This is a genomic window from Nonomuraea zeae (assembly GCF_005889725.1).
GTDB lineage: Bacteria > Actinomycetota > Actinomycetes > Streptosporangiales > Streptosporangiaceae > Nonomuraea > Nonomuraea zeae.
The window spans coordinates 1-18060 of the sequence record NZ_VCKX01000250.1; the positions used below are offsets into that span (position 1 = coordinate 1).

An 18060-nucleotide genomic window follows, 5' to 3' on the forward strand; every position below is an offset into this window, starting at 1 on the left:
GGGGGTCACCGTCGGGGTCACCGTGGGCGGGGGCGCCGCGACGGCCAGGTCGTAGGCGCGCTGCGGCACGAACTGGCCCGCGCTCGCGATGCACCCGTCGGCCTCGCCGGGCGGCTTGACCCACAGGTATGCGTCGATCGCGGAGTCACCCGTGCTCGTGGTGCTCCAGATGCCCGTGGCGCGGCCCGCCGGGTCGCACCACTCGCTGCCCGCCGGCCCGTTGCCGTTGCGGCTGGTGTCGATGACGGCCTTCAGCCGGGACACGCCGGTCGCCGCGATGACGCTCTTCGCGTACGACACCAGCCCGGACGTGGCGCGGTAGTTCGAGGTGTTGACCGCGATGCCGTCGGCGCTGTTGGCCACGTCCGCGCCGGTCAGCCTGGAGGCGGCCTCCGAGGCGGACAGCCAGGCGTCGTGACCGATGTCGAAGAACACCTTGACCTGCGCGGACGTCCCCTTGAACTTCTTGCCGGCGTATGCCATGGACGCCTTCACCTCGGCCTGCTGGGCGGCGTTCATGCAGTTGCTCATGATCGCCAGCGCGTCGGGCTCCAGGACGATCGTCGCCGGCCGGCCGCCCAGACCGGCCGCGATCTGGTCGATCCAGGCGCGGTAGGCGGTGTGGTCGGGCGCGCCGCCCGCGCTGGCGCCGCCGCAGTCGCGGTTCGGCATGTCGTAGACCACCACGATCGGGATCTTGCCGGCCGACGCGGCCGCGCCCACGTACGCGTCGACCTGGCTGCGCACGGTCGTGGGGTTGTACGTCGCGAACCACCGGCCCTGCGGGACGGCGGCGATCCTGTCCCTGATCACCGCGGTGCGGCTGTCGCCGGGGTTGGCGGCCACCCACTTGGCGGCGTTGGTCTGCGGATCCACGTAGAAAGCGGAGTCGGCGGCCTGAGCGGTGGAGGAGGCGAGGACGACCGCGCCCGCCGCGGCCATGGCGGCCGCCGCGAGGAGCACCGCCAACGTGGGCCTTCTGCGAGACATGAAATTTCACTCCGTCCGTCATGTGGGAGCGCTCCCACCGGCACCCCGGATGGTAGGTAGCCGTCACTGCCCGCTCAAAGACCTCCGATCGCTTCCCGCGCCGTCTTCGCAGGCCAGGGTGGTCTTGGCAGGTGAAACTTTCACTCCGCCAGGCACGCCTCGAAGACCGCGGTCAGCCGGTCGACGTCGGCGGCCGTGGGCGGCTGCGGGCCGAGCCGGCGGCGCGTGGCGCCGATGCCCAGGAAGAACGCCGTGGCCATGCGGGCCCGGGTGTAGGCGTCGGGGCCTTCCAGGTGCTCCGCCAGCGGGTTGAGCACGGCCGTGAGCAGGCGCTCGCGAGCCACGCTCTGGACCTCGGGATGCCCCGCCGAGCGCTCCAGCGCCCGCAGGATCGGGCTGTCCGGCGGGTGCTCCATGCGCTCGGCCGCGTATTCGGCCAGCCGGCGCGGGAGCCCCTCCTTGTCGCCGTCGAACAGGGCGCTGAAGGTCGGCTCACCTTGCAGCACCGCGCCGAAGAGGCCGGCCTTCGAGCCGAAATAGCGCCCCACCAGCGCCACATTGGCCTCCGCGGCGGCGGCGATCATGCGTACGGTCACGCGTTCGTAGCCCTGCTCGCCGAACAGCGTGCGGGCCGCCTGCAGGATGCGCTCCCGGGTGGCCTCGCGGTCGCGCGGCCTGGCCTCCGTCACCTGGGCTTCCATGCCCGCACTCTACTGAACGAACCCCCACTTGCCGCGCGGCTAGTAAACGCGCGTATACTCAATCTGATCAAACTGTAAAAAATGGGTCCGATCGGACTGTAAGAAGGGGATGTGGTGTCTTGGTAACCCAGGCACAGGCCGCATCCCCCGCGAGGCAGCACTACACCCACCGCGAAATCCTCGAGGTCATGTCCGGGCTGATGCTCGCGATGCTCACGTCGATGATCTCGACTTCCGTGGTGGGCACCGCGTTGCCGACGATCGTGGGGGAGCTCGGCGGTCAGGACCAGTACTCATGGGTGGCCAGTGCCACCATGCTGACGATGACGGTGTCCACGCCGTTGTGGGGCAAGCTGTCCGACCTGTTCGGGCGCAAGCTGCTCTTCCAGACCGCCTTGGGGCTGTTCGTCGCGGCCTCGGTGGTGGCCGGCCTGTCGCAGGACATGGGGCAGCTCATCGCGGCGCGTGCCGTACAGGGCCTGGGTGTTGGCGGTTTGTCGGCTCTCGCGCAGGTGATCCTGGGCGACATCGTCTCGCCCCGCGAGCGCGGCCGGTACTCCGGATACATGGGGGCGGTCTTCGGCATCTCCACGGTGGCCGGACCGCTGCTCGGCGGGTTCATCGTGGACACCGACTGGCTCGGCTGGCGCTGGTGCTTCTACGTGGTCGTGCCGTTCGCGCTGGTGTCCTTCATCGTGATCCAGAAGGTGCTGAAGCTTCCGGCGGTCAAGCGCAACACCTCCATCGACATCTGGGGCGCGACGACGATCACGGCCAGCGCGAGCGCGTTGATGCTGCTGCTGACGTTCGGTGGCAACCAGTTCGAGTGGAACTCGTTCTGGACCTACTTCCTGGCCGCGACCGCCCTGCTCATGCTGGCTCTGGCGGTGCTGTCCGAGCGGACCGCACGTAACCCGATCCTGCCGCCGCGGCTCTTCCGCAACCGTACGTTCGTGCTCACCGGCCTCGCCTCGCTGTTCGTCGGCATGGCGATGTTCGGCGCGATGATCTACCTGCCGCAGTACCTGCAGATCGTCAAGGGCCTCAGCCCGACGAACTCCGGTCTGATGACGCTGCCCATGGTGGTGGCGCTGTTCCTGGCCGGCGTGATCTCCGGCAAGATCGTCACGAAGACCGGCAAGTGGAAGATCTTCCCGGTCGTGGGCCTGCTGATCGTGGCCATCGGGCTGTTCCTGCTGTCCAGGCTGCACGTGGACTCCAGCGAGTGGCTGATCGGCCTGGACGTGGCGGTGCTGGGCACCGGGCTCGGCCTGTCCATGCAGATGCTCATCCTGGCCGCCCAGAACGGCTCCGAGATGCGCGACATGGCCTCCACCACGGCCGGCGTCTCGTTCTTCCGCTCGCTGGGCGGCGCCGTCGGCGTGGCCGCGTTCGGCGCGATCCTGACGAACCGCCTCAAGGACGAGCTCGTCGAGCTGGCCACGGCCGCGGGGCTCAAGCTGCCCGGCGGCGGCTCGGGCTTCAAGCTCGGCAGCCCCGCGGCCATCCAGCAGCTTCCCGGGCCGATCAAGAACATCGTGCTGGAGTCGTTCACGCGGGGCCTGGAGACCGTGTTCATGGTGGGCGTGCCCATCGCGCTGCTCGGGTTCGTGGCCACGCTGTTCCTCAAGGAGCTGCCGCTGCGCGGCGCCACCACGCCGCCGCCGGAGGCGAAGCCGCTCAGCAAGGACGATTTGGTCCTGGCCGGCCTGCTGCTGGAGCTCGTGGCCCAGCGCATCGAGCGGGCGAACGGGGAGCGCTCCGCGCTGATGACCGCGGTCGCCAAGCTGGCGCCGGCCGACGACCGCCCCGAGCGGGAGCGGGCCAGGTCGGTCGCGCAGGACGTGCTGCGGCCCACCTCGCGCGCCCTGCTCGCGCAGGCCACGCCACCTCAGAAAGACCTTGTAACAGGAGGAATCACACAATGATTCGCAAGTTTGTGGGTGCCGTCGCGGCGACCCTGGCCGCCCTGGCCGGGCTGTGGCAGATGATCGCACCCTTCGCCCTTGGCACCCAGCCGGAGGACGCCGATTGGGTGAGCGCCACGCAGTCCCAGTTCTTCACCGGTCTCGGCCTGGCGGTCGTGGGCCTCGCGGGCGCCGTGGCCTTCGTGCTGGCCATCCACGAGGAGCTCGTGGCCCGCGGATTGGTGGTCGTGAAGCCGCGCCGGGTCGAGCCGGAGCCCGAGCCCGTGGCCGCCCCGGCGGCGCAGGCGTCGTCCGCCGAGCTGGCCAGCCTGCTCGCCCCGCTGGTCGAGGCGCTGCGTGAAGACATGAACAAGGGTGGCAGGACCAGCGGCGAGCACCGCCAGAACGGCAAGGCTCCCCTGGTCGGAGTGGAGGAGATCCGATGAAGGCCAAGCTGGGGGTTTCCGCCCTCATCGTCCTGTTCCTGGCGGGCCTGTGGCTGATCGCCGCGCCGTTCGCGGTCGGCTACCAGCCCAGGGGCGCCACCTACGTGGACGCGACGATCAACGACCTGTGGCTCGGCGGCTCGATCGCCGCGCTCTCGTTCGTGTCCCTTGCCGTCTACGCCGCCGACGCCCTCCGCGAGCTGGCCCGCCGCGGCAAGCACGCCGACGCCTGACGCGAGACATGCCGTGTTGGGCGGTGGCACAGACCCGCAGTGGGAGCCGCTGGCAGGCCGGCTCCCCGCCGGGCAATTCGAGATCGGCAAGGATGGCGCCGGTCTGCTCGTGGTGGGCTTCGACGGGTCGGACCCGAGCCGCAACGCACTCGCGTACGCGGCCGGGCTCGCCCGCCGGGACAACGCCGCGCTGCTCGTCGCCTTCGTGGAGGCGCTGAACAGCGCCTCCCTGTGGTTCTTCGCCGGGTCGCCGATCATCCCCGACTCGGGGGCGGACCTGGCCGAGGACCTGCGCGACGAGCTGCGGGGCGCGGGAGTGCCCTGGCAGTTCGTCAGCGTGCGTGGTGACACGGCGCGCGAGCTGGAGACGCTGGCCAACTCGTACATGGCCGACGCCATCGTGGTGGGCCGATCGCGCAGCTCATGGTGCTCGTGGGGCGGGTCCGTGGCGGTCGGGCTGGCGAAACGGGCTCGCCGTACCGTGCTGATAGTCCCCTGACCTGGCACGACGTCGCATATGGTGGCCAGATGAAACGTGCTGCCGCCATGGCGTTCGTGGTGCTCGCGTCCGTTTCGTGCGGCGCCGGAGAGCCCGTCGCGTCGCCCGCGACGTCAGCGCGCGCCGACCGGACGCCCGCATCCCCCACGTCCGCCACAGACACCTCCACGGACACCTCTACGGACACTTCCGCGCCGAGCCCGACCGCCTCGCCGAGCCCCGCCGAGCCGCCTGCCTTCAGCGCCAAGGTCACGCCGATCGCGCGCGAGCGCCTGGGATATTCCTGGCGGCCCGGCTGCCCGGTCCACTACCGGGACCTGCGGCTGATCACGATGTCGTTCTGGGGCTTCGACGACAAGCCGCACACCGGCGAGCTGGTCGTCAACAAGGCGGTGACCGACGACGTGGTGACGGTCTTCAGGAAGCTGTACGACTGGCGCTGGCCGATCAGGCAGATGAAGCTGGTGGACGTGTACAAGGGCGACGACTACGACTCCATCGACGCGGACAACACCTCGGCCTTCAACTGCCGGCCGGCGACCGGGTCGAGCAATTGGTCGAATCACGCGTACGGGAAAGCGATTGACCTCAATCCCCGCGAGAACCCATATGTCACCGCAAGCGGTAGCACGGCACACCAAAACGCCAAAAAGTACACCAAGCGCCCAATGAAGGGTAAAGGTGTGATTAATCCTGGGGACAAGGTCGTCAAGGCCTTTGCCCAGGTCGGCTGGGAGTGGGGCGGCTACTGGTCGGGCACCAAGGACTTCCAGCATTTCAGCAAGGGCGGAGGCTGAGAGAATCCCCTCATGACGGCTAAGGACGGCGACGGCTGGACCGAGTGCTCCCAAGGCCACCGGCATTGGGGGATCCACGGCGCTTCGGGGCTCCTCGTCGTACATCATGATGATCTGGGCGTCCCGTACGTCCTCATGCAGAAGCGCTCCTGGTGGAGCCACCACGGTGGCACGTGGGGGTTGCCCGGCGGGGCCCGCGACAGCCACGAGGACGCGGTCACCAGCGCGTTGCGCGAGGCCCGCGAGGAGGCGGCGCTCGGCGGCGAGGGGCTGCGGGTCCAGGGGATCTACCTCGATGACCACGGCGGTTGGACGTTCGAGACGGTGATCGCCGAGTCGGCCGAGCTGCTGGCCGCGAAGCCGGCCAACGGCGAGAGCGCCGAGCTGCGCTGGCTGGCGCTGCCCGAGATCGCCGGCCGCAAGCTGCATCCGGGCTTCGCGGCCACCTGGAGCGAGATCCAGGGCGCCATCAGGCCGGAGACCCTCGTGCTCGACGTGGCCAACATCGTCGGCGCCCGGGCGGAGCACGGGTGGTGGCGCGATCGGCTCGCGGCGGCGATCCGGCTGATCGAGGCCGTGTCGCGTCTGCGGCTGACGCATCCGGTGCTGGCGCAGTGGTTCCCGAGGGTGGTGGCGGTCGTGGAGGGCGCCGCCAGAAGCGCGCCGCCCGCGCAGGGGATCCAGGTGGTCGCCGCCACCGGCAGCGGCGACGACGCGATCGTCGACATCGTGAGCCAGGCCAGGCCGTGGGAGCGAGTGGTGGTCGTCACCGCGGACCGAGGGCTGAAGGAGCGGGTCAGCGAGCTCGGGGCCGAGACCGAGGGCCCGAAGTGGCTGCTGTCCCAGCTCGGCTCGTAACGCGCGCCGGGGCGGCGCGGGCGGGTCAGAGCTCGGCGGGGATCACGCTGTCGAAGGCGGCCTTGAGCCCCGTCACGTCGAGGACGCGTTGCAGGACCCCGTGCACGCCCACCAGGCGTAAGGACCCGGCGTGCTCGGTGATCCTGCGCTGGTGCTCCACCAGCACCCACAGGCCGCTCGAATCGCAGAATTCCAGCTCGGTCGTATCGATCACGACCTGAACCTGCCCTTCCGCGAACAGCTTGGTCAGGCAGTCTTTCAGCAGGGATGCCGTGAGCTTGTCGAGATCACCGTCCACGCGCACAAGCGCACCGGACTCGCCGCGCTCCACCTCGACGTTGAGATCCGCCACCTCCTGAACGTACACCCCTGTCACCACAGCCGCTATCGTGGTTTCCGCACAGGAGGGTTCGCATAGTGGACGAGTGCAGCCGCCTTGAAAGCGGCCAGGTCAGCGATGGCCTCGTGGGTTCGAATCCCACACCCTCCGCTCACTCGCGGATGCCCGCGAAGCCGTCGCCCACGCAGGCGGCGAGCTGCAGGTAGGCATCCCTGGTCGACTCCTGGAGCCGGTCGAGGTCGATCTCCGCGCCCTCTTCCAGATGCGGGTCGTACGGCACCCGGATCACCGCACGGCACCTGGCGGCGAAGTGGGCCTCCAGCTTCTTGATGTCGACCGCCGACTTCGAGCGCGGCCGGACGCTGCACAGCACCACGGTCGCCGCCTTCACCAGATCGCCGTAGTGGTGCGCCTCCAGCCAGTCGAGCGTCGCGGATGCGGCCCTGGCGCCGTCCACCGACGGGGAGCTGACCAGCACGATCTGGTCGGCGAGGCCCAGCACGCCACCCATGGCGGAGTGCAGCAGGCCCGTGCCGCAGTCGGTGAGGCAGATCGAGTAGAAGTTCTCCAGCACCTGGGAGACGGCCTGGTAGTCGCCCCCGCTGAACGCCTCGGAGACCGAGGGGTCGCGGTCGGAGGCGAGGATCTCCAGCCGCGAGGCCGCCTGCGAGGTGAACGCCCTGATGTCGACGTAGCGCTTGACCTGCTCGCGCTCGTTGAGCAGGTCGCGCACGGTGGCCGAGGTCTCCAGGACGAGCTTGTCGGACAGGGTGCCCCGGTCGGGGTTGGCGTCCACGGCGATGACGCGGTCGCCGCGCATCTGGGCCAGGGTGGCGCCCAGGCCGACCGTGGTCGTGGTCTTGCCCACGCCGCCCTTGAGGCTCAGCACCGCCACCCGGTGGTGGCCGGCGGTGACGGGCGTACGTGCCCTGGTCACCAGCTCGCGGCGGCGGCGGACCTCCGGCGGCTCGCCGGGCTTGATCCAGCCTCCCGACGCCTTGTAGATCAGGCGGCGCCAGCCCTTGGAGGGGGCGTTACGCCGTCCGCGTAGCAGGGACTCCGGATCGAGGCTCTCAGCGGTCGGCCGGCCGGTGACCGGCGGCCTGGGCGGCGCGGTGAACACCGGTATCGGCGCCGGGCGCCGCCGCGGGCGCGGCTGGTCCTGCTGGTGCGGCCGCTCGGGCTGGGGCTGGGGCTGGGGCTCCGGTGCGTGCGGCTGCGGGATCTCGCGCTCCGCGGGCCGCCACTCCTGCTGCTCGGGCCACTGGGGGCGCTCCTGCTGGCGCAGCGGGTCCGTCCATTGGGGGCGCTCTTCGGGATCGCTCCACTGGGGACGTTCTTCGCGCTCGGCCCACTGGGGGCGCTCGCCGGGGAGGTCCCAGTTCGGGCGGGTCTCGGACTCGGCCCAGCTCGGGCGGGCGTCGGACTCGCTCCAGGCCGGGCGGATCTCGGGTTCGCTCCAGTTCGGGCGGGTCTCGGACTCGGCCCAATTCGGACGGGGCTCGGATTCGCCCCAATGGGGCGGCTCGCTGGGCTCGTCCCGGTGGGGCCGGTCCTCGGGCTCGTCGCGCTGCTCGGAGCCGGCCCACGAGGGCTTCTCGCCCTCGGCGGCCCACGAGGGCTTCTGCTCGGCCTCGGCGGCCCAGGAAGGCTTCTTCTCCGGATCGGCGGCCCACGCGGGCTTGTCCGGCTCGTCCTTCGGCGTCTCGGGCTCGGTCCACTGCGGGCGCTCGTTGCGCGGGAGGGTGTCCGACCACGCGTCGTGCCCGTCCTCCTCGGCGGGCTCCTCCTTGTGGGCGGGCTCCTGCCGCTGAAGCCCCGCCTTCTCCGTACCGGCGGACTTCTCAGCGCCGGCCGACTTCTGCCTGTCGGCGGACTTCTGCGTGCCGGCGGGCGGCCAGGACGACTCCGCCGCCTCTTCGGCCTCGCCCGCGCCGTCGCCCGGCTCGGCGGCTTCCGGCTGCTCCGGCTTCTTGGTGTCCGGCGTGGTGAGCGCCAGCGAGTAGGTGTCGGTGTCGTCCAGGCGCGGCAGCGGCTTGAGCGGGGCCAGGAACGGGTCGTCAGGCTCGTCCCTGCTCGGCGCGGGAGCCACCGGCTCCTGCCTCGCCGTGGCCGTGCCGAGCCACTCCGCGGCGTCGCTCTCCCTCTCAGGCAGGTCCTCGGCCGCATCGGCGCCGTACACGGAGTCCACGGCCGCGCGGAACAGCGGCGGCGTCGGGGTGTCGTGCTGCGTGGGCACCAGCCCCCACGGGTCCTTGGGGTACGGCGAAGCGATCGGCTCGTCGGCGGAAGCAGTCGAGGCACTGACAGGGACGGGGGCCTCCTCCGTCTCCTTGATCGCGTCTAGCCAGGCGAGCTGTTCCTCGAGAGATTCTTCTCGATCGTGTCTTGCCACCGTGTTCCCCCTCGGGTGGGTCTAAAGGGGCAGCAAATACATTGCAGATTATCGCCCTGAGTGACCGCGCAGCCCGGCAACCCACAACTTCTTTGCCCCGCTACCGTGGTTCGCATGCGAGCCATCGAGATCACCGGCCCCGGCGGACCCGAGGTGCTGGAGTGGCACGAAGTGCCTGAGCCGCAGGTCGAGCGGGGAGACGTGCTCATCGACGTCGCCGCCGCGGGAGTGAACCGCGCGGACGTCCTGCAGCGCCAGGGACATTACGCCCCGCCGCCCGGCGCACCCGCCTATCCGGGGCTGGAGGTCTCCGGTGTGGTGGCCGCGGTCGGGGAGGACGTTGAGCAGTTCACGCCCGGCGACGAGGTCTGCGCGCTGCTCTCCGGCGGCGGTTACGCCGAGCGCGTATCCGTGCCCTGGCAGCAGGTCATGCCCGTGCCCGACCGGGTGCCGCTGCGGCAGGCCGCGGCACTGCCCGAGGTGGCCTGCACGGTCTGGTCCAACGTGTTCATGGTCGGGCGGCTGCGCAGGGGCGAGACGCTGCTGGTGCACGGCGGGGCCAGCGGGATCGGGACGTTCGCGGTGCAGCTCGCCAAGGCGCTCGGCTCGTACGTCGTGGCCACCGTCGGCTCCGCCGCCAAGGCCGAGCGCGTCAAGGAGCTGGGCGCCGACGAGGCGATCAACTATCGCAAGGAAGACTTCGCCGACAGGGTGACCGCCGACGTCATCCTCGACATCATGGGCGCCAAATACCTGGCGGGCAACATCCGGGCGCTGCGCACCGGCGGCCGGCTGGTGATCATCGGGCTGCAGGGCGGCCGGAAGGCCGAGATCGACCTCGGCGCCATGCTCGCCAAGCGCGCCTCCGTCCACGCCACCGCTCTGCGCTCGCGCCCGGTGGACGAGAAGGGCGTGATCGTCCGCAGCGTCGTGGACAACGTGTGGCCCCTGGTCGCGGCGGGGGCCGTGCGTCCCGTGGTGCACGCGGAGCTGCCGATGAGCGAAGCGGCTGAAGCACACCGAATGTTGGATTCTGGGGAGCACGTCGGCAAGATCCTGCTAGTACGGTGAGTGTTATGAATGCTGAGGACAACAACACCCCCCACATCGTGGTGGTGGGCCCCGACTTCCAAGGTCAGGGCGATAGCGGCGAGGACGATCGGTCGGTCACCAACCTGGTCGAGCAGCCCGCCAAGGTGATGCGCATCGGCAGCATGATCAGGCAGCTCCTTGAGGAGGTGCGGGCGGCTCCTCTCGACGAGGCCAGCCGCAAGCGCTTGAAGGAGATCCACGAGTCCTCCATCAAGGAGCTCGAGGACGGCCTGGCGCCCGAGCTGGTCGACGAGCTGGAGCGCCTGTCGCTCCCGTTCACCGACGAGAACGGCACGCCGCCGAGCGAGGCCGAGCTGCGGATCGCCCATGCCCAGCTCGTCGGGTGGCTCGAAGGGTTGTTCCACGGCATCCAGACCACGCTCTTCGCGCAGCAGATGGCGGCCAGGGCCCAGCTGGAGCAGATGCGCAGGGCGCTGCCCGGTGTGCCGCAGGGTGACGAGGGGCAGCGGCCGCACGGCGGCTCCGGCCCTTACCTCTAAGGAGGCCGACACCGCTGAGCGGCCTCCAGGCGGCGCGGGCGGCCTGCGGGCGGCCGCTGCACAGCCGCGCGCCCCGAGCGCCCGCGCGTCACTCGTAGAGCGTCTCCAGCACCTGCGCGACGCCGTCGTCGTTGTTGGTCGCGGTCACGTGATCGACCGCCGCCAGCACGTCCGGGTGCGCGTTCGCGACCGCGTACGACGTGCCTGCCCAGCTCAGCATGGGCAGGTCGTTCGGCATGTCACCGAACGCGATCGCGTGCGCCGGCTTGATCTCGTGCTGCGCGGCCAGCGCCGCCAGTGCCGTCGCCTTGGTGACGCCCTGGGCGCTCATCTCGATCAGGCCCCTGCCGCTGGAGTGGGTGGCGGTCACCAGATGGCCGACCAACTCGTGGACGGTGGCCTGGAGCTCGTCCGCCTTCATGCCCGGATGCAGGGCGAGAAGCTTGGCGCACGGACGCGAGGTCACGGACTCGACGCGTACGACACCTGACGCCTTGCGGTCCAAGCCGCCGAGCAGGAAATCTGACTCATGCGCAAAACCGGCTTCATACTCGACCGAAAATACGAGATCGGACACGTTCGCTCTTAGCTGAGCGACGACTTCCTCGAGTACGTCGACTGTGATCAGGTGAGATTCCACTATCCGTTCGGTATGGAGATCGTAGATCAGCGCGCCGTTCGCACAGATGGCGAGCCCTTGGTGACGTACCGCACCCGCCACCCCGCCCATCCACCGGGGCGGACGCCCTGTCACGAACACGAGTACAGCCCCTGATTCCTCGACTTTGCCGAAGGCGGCAACCGTGCGGGGAGACACGGTTCCGTCCGTGCGCAGGGCAGTACCGTCGAGGTCGGTGGCCACAAGGCGCGGTGCGGGAAGGCTCTGCATAACAGGTTCCAGTTTGCCCGGTGATGCCGCCTGACAGAAATCTTCCTAGGGACGGGAACACCAACGCTCCAGAATGGTGTTAGATGTGATGGCGTTGTATTAGCTGATCCCGTAGTGAAAACCAGCATGACTTTGTCTGAGCCACCCCGGGTGCTTGCTGTACGACACACCGGGACCCACGAGGTGTGGGTCCCATAGATTCACATCCTGAGGGAGAGCTTTTATGGCTCAGGGAACCGTCAAGTGGTTCAACGCCGAGAAGGGCTTCGGCTTCATCGCCCCGGACGGCGGTGCGCCGGACGTGTTCGTGCACTTCTCCGAGATCGTCGGCAACGGCTACCGCAGCCTTGAAGACGGCCAGCGGGTCGAGTTCGAGATCACGCAGGGCCAGAAGGGGCCGCAGGCCTCTCAGGTCCGAGCCATCTGACCTGTAGCAGCGAGACAGACCGGAGTTCGCATTCCAGCGGGCTCCGGTCTTTTGCTGTCTCCCCCCGGGCGGGCCGATGTCGTTCAGGTCACGGCTGTGACTCGACTCACCTGACCGGCGAACCTCTCCCCGCTCCCGGCCATCGACCTCTACATGAGGTACGCGTGGTTATGTCACCCCGTGACCGTTACCGGGGTCGTCGTGCTCTTGCTCAACGATCACCTGCTCAAACAGGTCTGGCCCGGGTTCGTCACCGGCAAGCTGAGCGACGTGGCCGGGCTGGTCGTGGCCCCCGCCCTGCTGGCGCTGCTTTTCCGGCGGCGCGCCGACCTTGCGGCCACCGTACTGACCGGGGTGGCCTTCGCGCTCGTGAAGTGCACGGAGACGGGCGCTGAGGCCGCGACCCAAGCCTGGACCCTCGTGGCGGGCCCGTCGCGCGTCCTGGCCGATCCCACGGACCTCCTGGCCCTGCCTGCGCTCGCCCTGGCCTGGTGGGTACGCCGCCGCACCCTGGAGACGTCCTCGCCCGCGCCGGAGACCTCCGGGGGCGGCCGGCGGCCGTCCCGCAGCCTGGGGACCTTTCCCGCGCGCTGGCGGATCCTGGTGACCATGCCGATGGCCGTGCTCGCCGTGACCGCCACGTCCGCCGCCCCGCCCCCGCCCCACGCCGAGTCCGTCGAGGTGGACAAGGCCGGCCGGATCATCGTCCACGTCCAGAACGGCTCGTCCCCCGCCTGGATCTCGGAGGACGGCGGGCACACCTGGACGGAGGGACAGCACGAGCAGGTCAAATCGCCGCAGAGCGCAGCCTGCGTGCCGGGACAGGCGACGCGCTGCTACCGGGCGGCGCGGGACCATCTGGGCGTCGAGCAGTCGGACGACGGCGGCGTGACGTGGGGCCCCTCGTGGCCGCTGTCAGGGGACGACCGCGAGCGGCTGGTCAGGCAGCATGGCGACCGGGCCGATCTGCGTTCCGTGGCCCTGGCCGTTCAGGCCCGGCCGGGCGGGCACACGGTGGTCGTCGCGAACAGGGAGGACGGCATCCTGGTCCGCGACCCGTCGGGGGCGTGGCGGCGCGTGGGCTGGCCAGGCGACGGCGCGCACGCCGGCGAAGCGGACCTCACGCCCGAGATGGACCTGGCGTTGTTCCTGGCCGTGTCGGTGATGTTCGGCGGCATCGGGGCCGGGCTGCGCCGCCACCATGCCCTCTACACGGGCTTCGCCGCGGCCGCCGCCACAGGTTTCTACCTCACCCTGGCGGGCTGGCACACCCTCTTCGGCGCCGGGCTGTCGATGTTCGCGCTCGGCGGGCTGATGGTGGTGGCCGGGGTCGTCGGGTGCTTCGTCCTGATGATCGTCGGGCGGACGGAGCCGCTGCCCGTGGCGGTGGGGGTGCTGGGGGCGCCGCTGGTGTACGCGACCGTCTACACGCCGTTCTACGGCTGGTCGACCGGCACGCCCGGGTCGTACCAGGTCGCCGTGGCGCTCGCCGTGGCGCTGACCGCGCTCGTGCTGTTGGCGGGCATCATGCTCATCAGACGCGACGCCCGGCAGACCGACCCGCACGCGACGCACGAGCAGGCGACTGAGGGACCGACGTGAGACAGGCCGCGGGCTGCTGAGCGGCCGACGCGGAGACAGGCCGCGGGCGGGGGCGGCCGACGTGGAGACAGGTGGACCGCGGGCGGCTGAGCGGCCGGTGGCACCGGATCCCGCTCAGCCCCCGCCTCGGCTCTGCCTACTTGGCCGGCTCCAGCACGTCGAGCCCCACGTACGGGCGCAGCGCCTCAGGGACCACCACCGAGCCGTCGGCCTGCTGATGGTTCTCCAGGATCGCCACGATCCAGCGCGTGGTGGCCAGCGTGCCGTTGAGCGTGGCCAGGTGCTGCGGCTTGCCGTCCTTGTCGCGGTAGCGGACGGCGAGCCGGCGAGCCTGGAACTCGGTGCAGTTGGAGGTCGAGGTCAGCTCGCGGTAGCGCCCCTGGGTCGGGATCCACGCCTCGCAGTCGAACTTCCTGGCGGCCGACATGCCGAGGTCACCCGCCGCCGTGTCGATGACCCGGTAGGGGACCTCGATCTTGGCCAGCATCTCCCGCTCCCACGCCAGCAGGCGCTGGTGCTCCTCGTGCGCCTCCTCAGGGCGTACGTAGGAGAACATCTCCACCTTGTCGAACTGGTGGACCCGGATGATGCCCCTGGTGTCCTTGCCGTAGGAGCCGGCCTCGCGGCGGAAGCACGACGACCAGCCCGCGTAGCGCAGCGGCAGCTCGTCGCCGCCGAGGATCTCCTGGGCGTGGTAGCCGGCCAGCGCCACCTCGGAGGTGCCGACGAGGTAGAGGTCGTCGTCGGGGAGCCGGTAGATCTCCTTGTCGTGGGCCACGTGGAAGCCGGTGCCCTGCATGGTCTCCGGCTTGACGAGCACGGGCGTGATCATCGGCGTGAACCCGGCCTCGATGGCCTGCTGCATCGCCATGTTCAGCAGGCCGAGCTGCAGGCGGGCGCCGACGCCCTTGAGGAAGAAGAACCGCGAGCCGGACACCTTGGCGCCCCGCTCCATGTCGATGGCGCCGAGCGCCTCGCCCAGCTCCAGGTGGTCCTTGGGCTCGAAGTCGAACACCCGCGGCTCGCCGTGGGTCTCGAGGACCACGTAGTCGTCCTCGCCGCCGGTCGGCGCGCCCTCCTCGACGATGTTGGGCACCGTCTGGAGGACCTCGTCCAGCTCGCCCGCCAGCTTCTCCGCCTCGGCCTCGGCGGCCTTGACCTGACTGGCGAGATCCTTGGCGCGCTGGAGCAGCGCGGCCTTCTCCTCGCCCTGCGCCTTGGAGACCGACTTGCCCATGCTCTTTTGCTCGGCGCGCAGAGACTCGAACGAGGTCAGCGCGGATCGGCGGCGCTCATCGAGGTCGAGCAGCGTGTCGACGACGGAGTCGTCCTCACCGCGGGCACGCTGCGACGCCCGTAGCCGGTCGGGATCCTCACGAAGGGTACGCAGGTCAATCACAAACAAAGGCTACCGGCGCGGGACGGCGGCCCGCCCCTGGATTAGCCGGTGGCGAACCTTGGATCAGCCTCCGCCGCTCAGGCCAGGCCCGCGCGGACCCGCGCCAGCCAGTCTCCGGCCTCGGCGAACTCGGCGTCCGCGGTGCCGCGCTTGATCCGCGGCGCGACCCCGTCGGCCCGCGGATAGCTGCCGAGGAAGCGCACCTCGCCGCAGATGCGGTGCAGGCCGGCGATGGCCTCACCGACCCGGGCGTCGGCGACGTGTCCCTCGAAGTCGAAGTGGAAGAAGTAGCGCCCGATCCCGTCGCCCGTCGGCCGCGACTCGATGCGCGTCAGGTTGACCCCGCGTACGGAGAACTCGGTCAGCATCTCCAGCAGCGCGCCCGGGTGGTCGTCGGCGAGGAAGACGACCAGCGTGGTGCGGTCGGAGCCGGTCACCTTCGGCAGCGGCTGCGGGCGGCTCACCTTGACGAACCTGGTCACGGTGTCGGACCGGTCGCCGATGTCGCCGGCCAGCTCCACCAGGCCATAGTGCTCACCGGCGATGCGCGCGGCGATGGCGGCGTCGTACGGCGAACCGGGCAGCGAGACCTCCTGCGCCGCGGCCGCGGTCGAAGGCGCGGACACCACGACGGCGTCGGGCAGCTCGCGGGAGATGTAGGCGCGGCACTGGGTGATGGCCGCCGGATGCGTGTAGACCCGCTTGATGTGCACGATCTCGGTGCCGGGCCGGGCCAGCAGCGAGAACTGGACGGGCAGCAGCAGCTCGGCGTTGATCAGCAGCGGCTCGCCCCAGGCGAACTCGTCGAGCGTCGTGGTGATCGCGCCCTCGATGGAGTTCTCCAGCGGGACCACGGCGCCGTCGGCGTCGCCCGCGCGGGCCGCGTTGAGCGCGGCGCTGACCGTGGCACAGGGCAGCCGCTCGGCAGTGGGGTCAAGGAGCCGCAGGGCCTCTTCGGTGAAGGTGCCTTCCGGTCCGAGATAGGCGAGTCTGGGCATGCTCTTAGAGTATCCGCAGGCCGACGTCAAGCGCCTCCCTTTGCCTCCCAGGTTGAAGACGCCGGTCAGGACGGGCCGGAAGGCTCTCCCGCGAAGCGAACCCGCGTCTGGAGCAGGCCCGTCACGCGATCCTTCCTACAGCGGCCCTTGCTGAAGCGGCCCTTCCTGGAGCGGCCCTTCCTACAGCGGACCCGAGGCCCGGGACGCGATCAACGGCCCGATGCCCAGCCTGGCCGCCCGCACCGCCTCTTCCTCCTCGGGCGAGAGCGGCTGCTGCCCCTTGCCGCCCACCACGGGCCGCACATAGGTACGCGTCTCGCTCCGCCCGTTGATCGAGGTGAGCACGATGCCGTCGCCCAACCCGTTGATCATCGCGACCGAGAACGACAGCCGCCCGGTCATCTCCGACAGCGCGTCGTACCGGCAGACGGCCACGTCCCTGATCGCCTTGAGGTCCCCCATGCCCTCGCTCGTCTGTCTTGCCAGCATCCGCTGACAGTCCTCCACCGCGGCTCTGGCCTGCCTGAGCGCCAGATGACCGATCAACACCCCACTGACCCCGGCGACGAGGCCCACGATGACCCAGGTGGTAACGAGCACGGCACAGAGGGTAATGGTTCGGTCACGCGATCTCCCGCCGTTTCGGCAACCAGGACACCAACAACCACACCAAAACCAGCGCGCCCAGACCGAAACCATTCTGGACGATCTTCCCGAACACCAGGCTGACCCCCGGGATCTTCGCCGCGATCAGCGAAACCCCCCACCACGGCACCGGCACCACGTAGAACAGCCACACCCCGGCCGCCACCCGCAGCCTGACGGGGTCGCGCCCGTCTCCGACGATCGCGCCGAGCACCACGACCACCCAGGCCAGGTGGTGGATCCAGGCGACCGGCGAGAGCAGAACGGCCATCAGCCCGACGAGCGCGACGGCAGTGATCGGATCTTTCGCCTCGTACGCGTCCCGCGCGCCGCGGAAGCCGTACCAGCCGACCACGGCCACGATGACGACCCAGATCGCGGACGTGAGCAGATCGGGCATGTAGAGCCGGATCAGCATGCCCCGGATCGACTGGTTGGTGGTGGCCGCGTTCGCGCCGAGCCGTTCGGGATCGAGCAGCGCCGAGAACCAGAAGTCCGCCGCGTCCTGCGGGATCACCGCGAACGGCAGCAGCGTCAGCACGGCCGCGGCGAACACCGCCATGGCGAGCGTCCGCCACTGCCTGGTGACCAGCAGGTAGATCAGGAAGACGCCCGGGGTCAGCTTCACCGCCGTGGCCAGCCCGATCAGGAACCCCCGAGGCCACCACGGCCGCTTGGCCACGCAGTCCGCCAGGCACAAGGCGACCAGCAGGATGTCCACCTGCCCGAACCGCACCTGGTCCCTGATCGGCATCAGGTACGTACAGGCGATCATGAGGAACGCGAACACCCACGGGACGTGCTTCCGCAGCGCCGGCCTGAACGCGAACCCCACGGTCACGGCCAGGGCCACGAAGATCCCGGCCGTCCACACCCATTGGGCCGTGCTCCACGACATTTCGGCCAGCGCCACGGCCAGCATCGCCGCGATCGGCGGATAGGTGAACGGGAGCAGCTGGGGCGCGGGCGTGAAGTAGTCGTACACCGGTCGTCCGTCGAGCAGCATCTGACCGCCGGTACGGTAAACATCCAGGTCGACCAGTCGCTGGTCGTCCGCATTGGTGAGCCACGTGTGCACCAGAGGCGCCACGGCCGCCGCGACGACGAGCGCCACGACCGCCCACGCCCACCAATGCCGCCGCGTCACCCGCACCTCGCCACTTGTCACGGTGTGGCACGTTACCGTGGCTGTTGTTGATCGAGGGGCAGACTCTGGGGGTCCGTACATGCCAACCGCCACACCCGGCTCGCCTCGCGTGGCACCACAACCCCCAGGCCGTCGCGGCTCCAGGCACCCGGCGTACGCCCCTCGCTCCCGCCGCAACCCCCCACACGCGATCGC

General features: G+C 70.1%; 19 protein-coding genes and 1 tRNA gene. 11 read left to right on the forward strand and 9 right to left on the reverse strand.

Annotation, left to right across the window (positions count from 1 at the left end):
- The coding region (locus tag ETD85_RS47365; RefSeq protein ID WP_138696423.1) for a glycoside hydrolase family 6 protein at window positions 1-990 on the reverse strand (990 nt) is incomplete at its 3' end.
- A 140-nt stretch (window positions 991-1130) separates the two neighbouring features.
- Entirely contained in the window at window positions 1131-1691 is a 561-nt protein-coding gene (locus tag ETD85_RS47370; protein ID WP_138696424.1) for a TetR/AcrR family transcriptional regulator, read from the reverse strand.
- Window positions 1692-1810: 119 nt separating this feature from the next.
- Here ETD85_RS47370 and ETD85_RS47375 point away from each other — a divergent pair, with 119 nt between their 5' ends.
- From ETD85_RS47375 to ETD85_RS47400, 6 genes are read left to right on the forward strand one after another with little or no spacing between them, the layout of a single operon-like run.
- The gene (locus ETD85_RS47375) at window positions 1811-3619 is read left to right on the forward strand and encodes an MDR family MFS transporter (RefSeq protein ID WP_138696425.1); all 1809 of its coding nucleotides are present in this window, start codon (window positions 1811-1813) and stop codon (window positions 3617-3619) included.
- Window positions 3616-4044 carry a hypothetical protein gene (locus tag ETD85_RS47380; protein WP_138696426.1) on the forward strand — a complete coding sequence of 143 codons (429 nt, stop codon included), beginning with the start codon at window positions 3616-3618 and terminating at the stop codon, window positions 4042-4044. Before ETD85_RS47375 ends, ETD85_RS47380 begins: the two co-directional genes overlap by 4 nt.
- Window positions 4041-4277: an SPW repeat protein gene (locus tag ETD85_RS47385; RefSeq protein ID WP_138696427.1), complete on the forward strand. Its 237-nt coding sequence runs from the start codon at window positions 4041-4043 to the stop codon at window positions 4275-4277. Before ETD85_RS47380 ends, ETD85_RS47385 begins: the two co-directional genes overlap by 4 nt.
- A gap of 16 nt (window positions 4278-4293) precedes the next feature.
- Window positions 4294-4776, forward strand: coding sequence for a universal stress protein (locus ETD85_RS47390; protein ID WP_170247224.1), 483 nt, complete (start codon window positions 4294-4296; stop codon window positions 4774-4776).
- A gap of 29 nt (window positions 4777-4805) precedes the next feature.
- A complete protein-coding gene (locus ETD85_RS47395) occupies window positions 4806-5573 on the forward strand; it encodes a M15 family metallopeptidase (RefSeq protein ID WP_240779895.1) in 768 nt (255 codons plus the stop codon).
- Window positions 5574-5585: 12 nt separating this feature from the next.
- Window positions 5586-6431: an NUDIX hydrolase gene (locus ETD85_RS47400; protein ID WP_138696429.1), complete on the forward strand. Its 846-nt coding sequence runs from the start codon at window positions 5586-5588 to the stop codon at window positions 6429-6431.
- Window positions 6432-6456: 25 nt separating this feature from the next.
- Here the strand turns inward: ETD85_RS47400 and ETD85_RS47405 are convergent, their stop codons facing one another.
- Window positions 6457-6810 carry an STAS domain-containing protein gene (locus tag ETD85_RS47405; protein WP_206059326.1) on the reverse strand — a complete coding sequence of 118 codons (354 nt, stop codon included), beginning with the start codon at window positions 6808-6810 and terminating at the stop codon, window positions 6457-6459.
- Between the two features lie 24 nt (window positions 6811-6834).
- On the opposite strand from ETD85_RS47405, the gene ETD85_RS47410 reads away from it, so the two are divergent.
- Window positions 6835-6921, forward strand: a tRNA-Ser gene (locus ETD85_RS47410).
- Window position 6922: 1 nt separating this feature from the next.
- Here ETD85_RS47410 and ETD85_RS66325 read toward each other — a convergent pair.
- On the reverse strand, window positions 6923-9166 hold the full coding sequence (locus tag ETD85_RS66325) for a MinD/ParA family ATP-binding protein (protein ID WP_240779896.1): 2244 nt from the start codon (window positions 9164-9166) through the stop codon (window positions 6923-6925).
- Between the two features lie 114 nt (window positions 9167-9280).
- On the opposite strand from ETD85_RS66325, the gene ETD85_RS47420 reads away from it, so the two are divergent.
- Together ETD85_RS47420 and ETD85_RS47425 are read left to right on the forward strand one after the other, a co-directional pair.
- The gene (locus ETD85_RS47420) at window positions 9281-10237 is read left to right on the forward strand and encodes an NAD(P)H-quinone oxidoreductase (RefSeq protein WP_138696431.1); all 957 of its coding nucleotides are present in this window, start codon (window positions 9281-9283) and stop codon (window positions 10235-10237) included.
- A gap of 5 nt (window positions 10238-10242) precedes the next feature.
- Window positions 10243-10758: a bacterial proteasome activator family protein gene (locus tag ETD85_RS47425; protein ID WP_138696432.1), complete on the forward strand. Its 516-nt coding sequence runs from the start codon at window positions 10243-10245 to the stop codon at window positions 10756-10758.
- Window positions 10759-10846: 88 nt separating this feature from the next.
- Here ETD85_RS47425 and ETD85_RS47430 read toward each other — a convergent pair whose 3' ends face one another.
- Window positions 10847-11647: an HAD family hydrolase gene (locus ETD85_RS47430; protein ID WP_138696433.1), complete on the reverse strand. Its 801-nt coding sequence runs from the start codon at window positions 11645-11647 to the stop codon at window positions 10847-10849.
- A 223-nt stretch (window positions 11648-11870) separates the two neighbouring features.
- On the opposite strand from ETD85_RS47430, the gene ETD85_RS47435 reads away from it, so the two are divergent.
- A complete protein-coding gene (locus ETD85_RS47435) occupies window positions 11871-12074 on the forward strand; it encodes a cold-shock protein (RefSeq protein ID WP_043619750.1) in 204 nt (67 codons plus the stop codon).
- A gap of 180 nt (window positions 12075-12254) precedes the next feature.
- Window positions 12255-13676, forward strand: a complete 1422-nt coding sequence (locus ETD85_RS47440) for a hypothetical protein (RefSeq protein WP_170247223.1) — start codon at window positions 12255-12257, stop codon at window positions 13674-13676.
- 136 nt (window positions 13677-13812) lie between these two features.
- On the opposite strand, the gene serS is transcribed toward ETD85_RS47440, so the two are convergent.
- From serS to ETD85_RS47460, 4 genes are all read right to left on the reverse strand, one after another.
- Window positions 13813-15075, reverse strand: a complete 1263-nt coding sequence (serS, locus tag ETD85_RS47445; protein WP_138696435.1) for a serine--tRNA ligase — start codon at window positions 15073-15075, stop codon at window positions 13813-13815.
- Between the two features lie 77 nt (window positions 15076-15152).
- Entirely contained in the window at window positions 15153-16073 is a 921-nt protein-coding gene (pheA, locus tag ETD85_RS47450) for a prephenate dehydratase (protein ID WP_138696436.1), read from the reverse strand.
- A gap of 180 nt (window positions 16074-16253) precedes the next feature.
- On the reverse strand, window positions 16254-16673 hold the full coding sequence (locus ETD85_RS47455; protein ID WP_240779897.1) for a DUF4446 family protein: 420 nt from the start codon (window positions 16671-16673) through the stop codon (window positions 16254-16256).
- Window positions 16674-16695: 22 nt separating this feature from the next.
- A complete protein-coding gene (locus tag ETD85_RS47460; RefSeq protein WP_240779898.1) occupies window positions 16696-17886 on the reverse strand; it encodes a glycosyltransferase 87 family protein in 1191 nt (396 codons plus the stop codon).
- Window positions 17887-18060 lie beyond the last annotated feature (174 nt).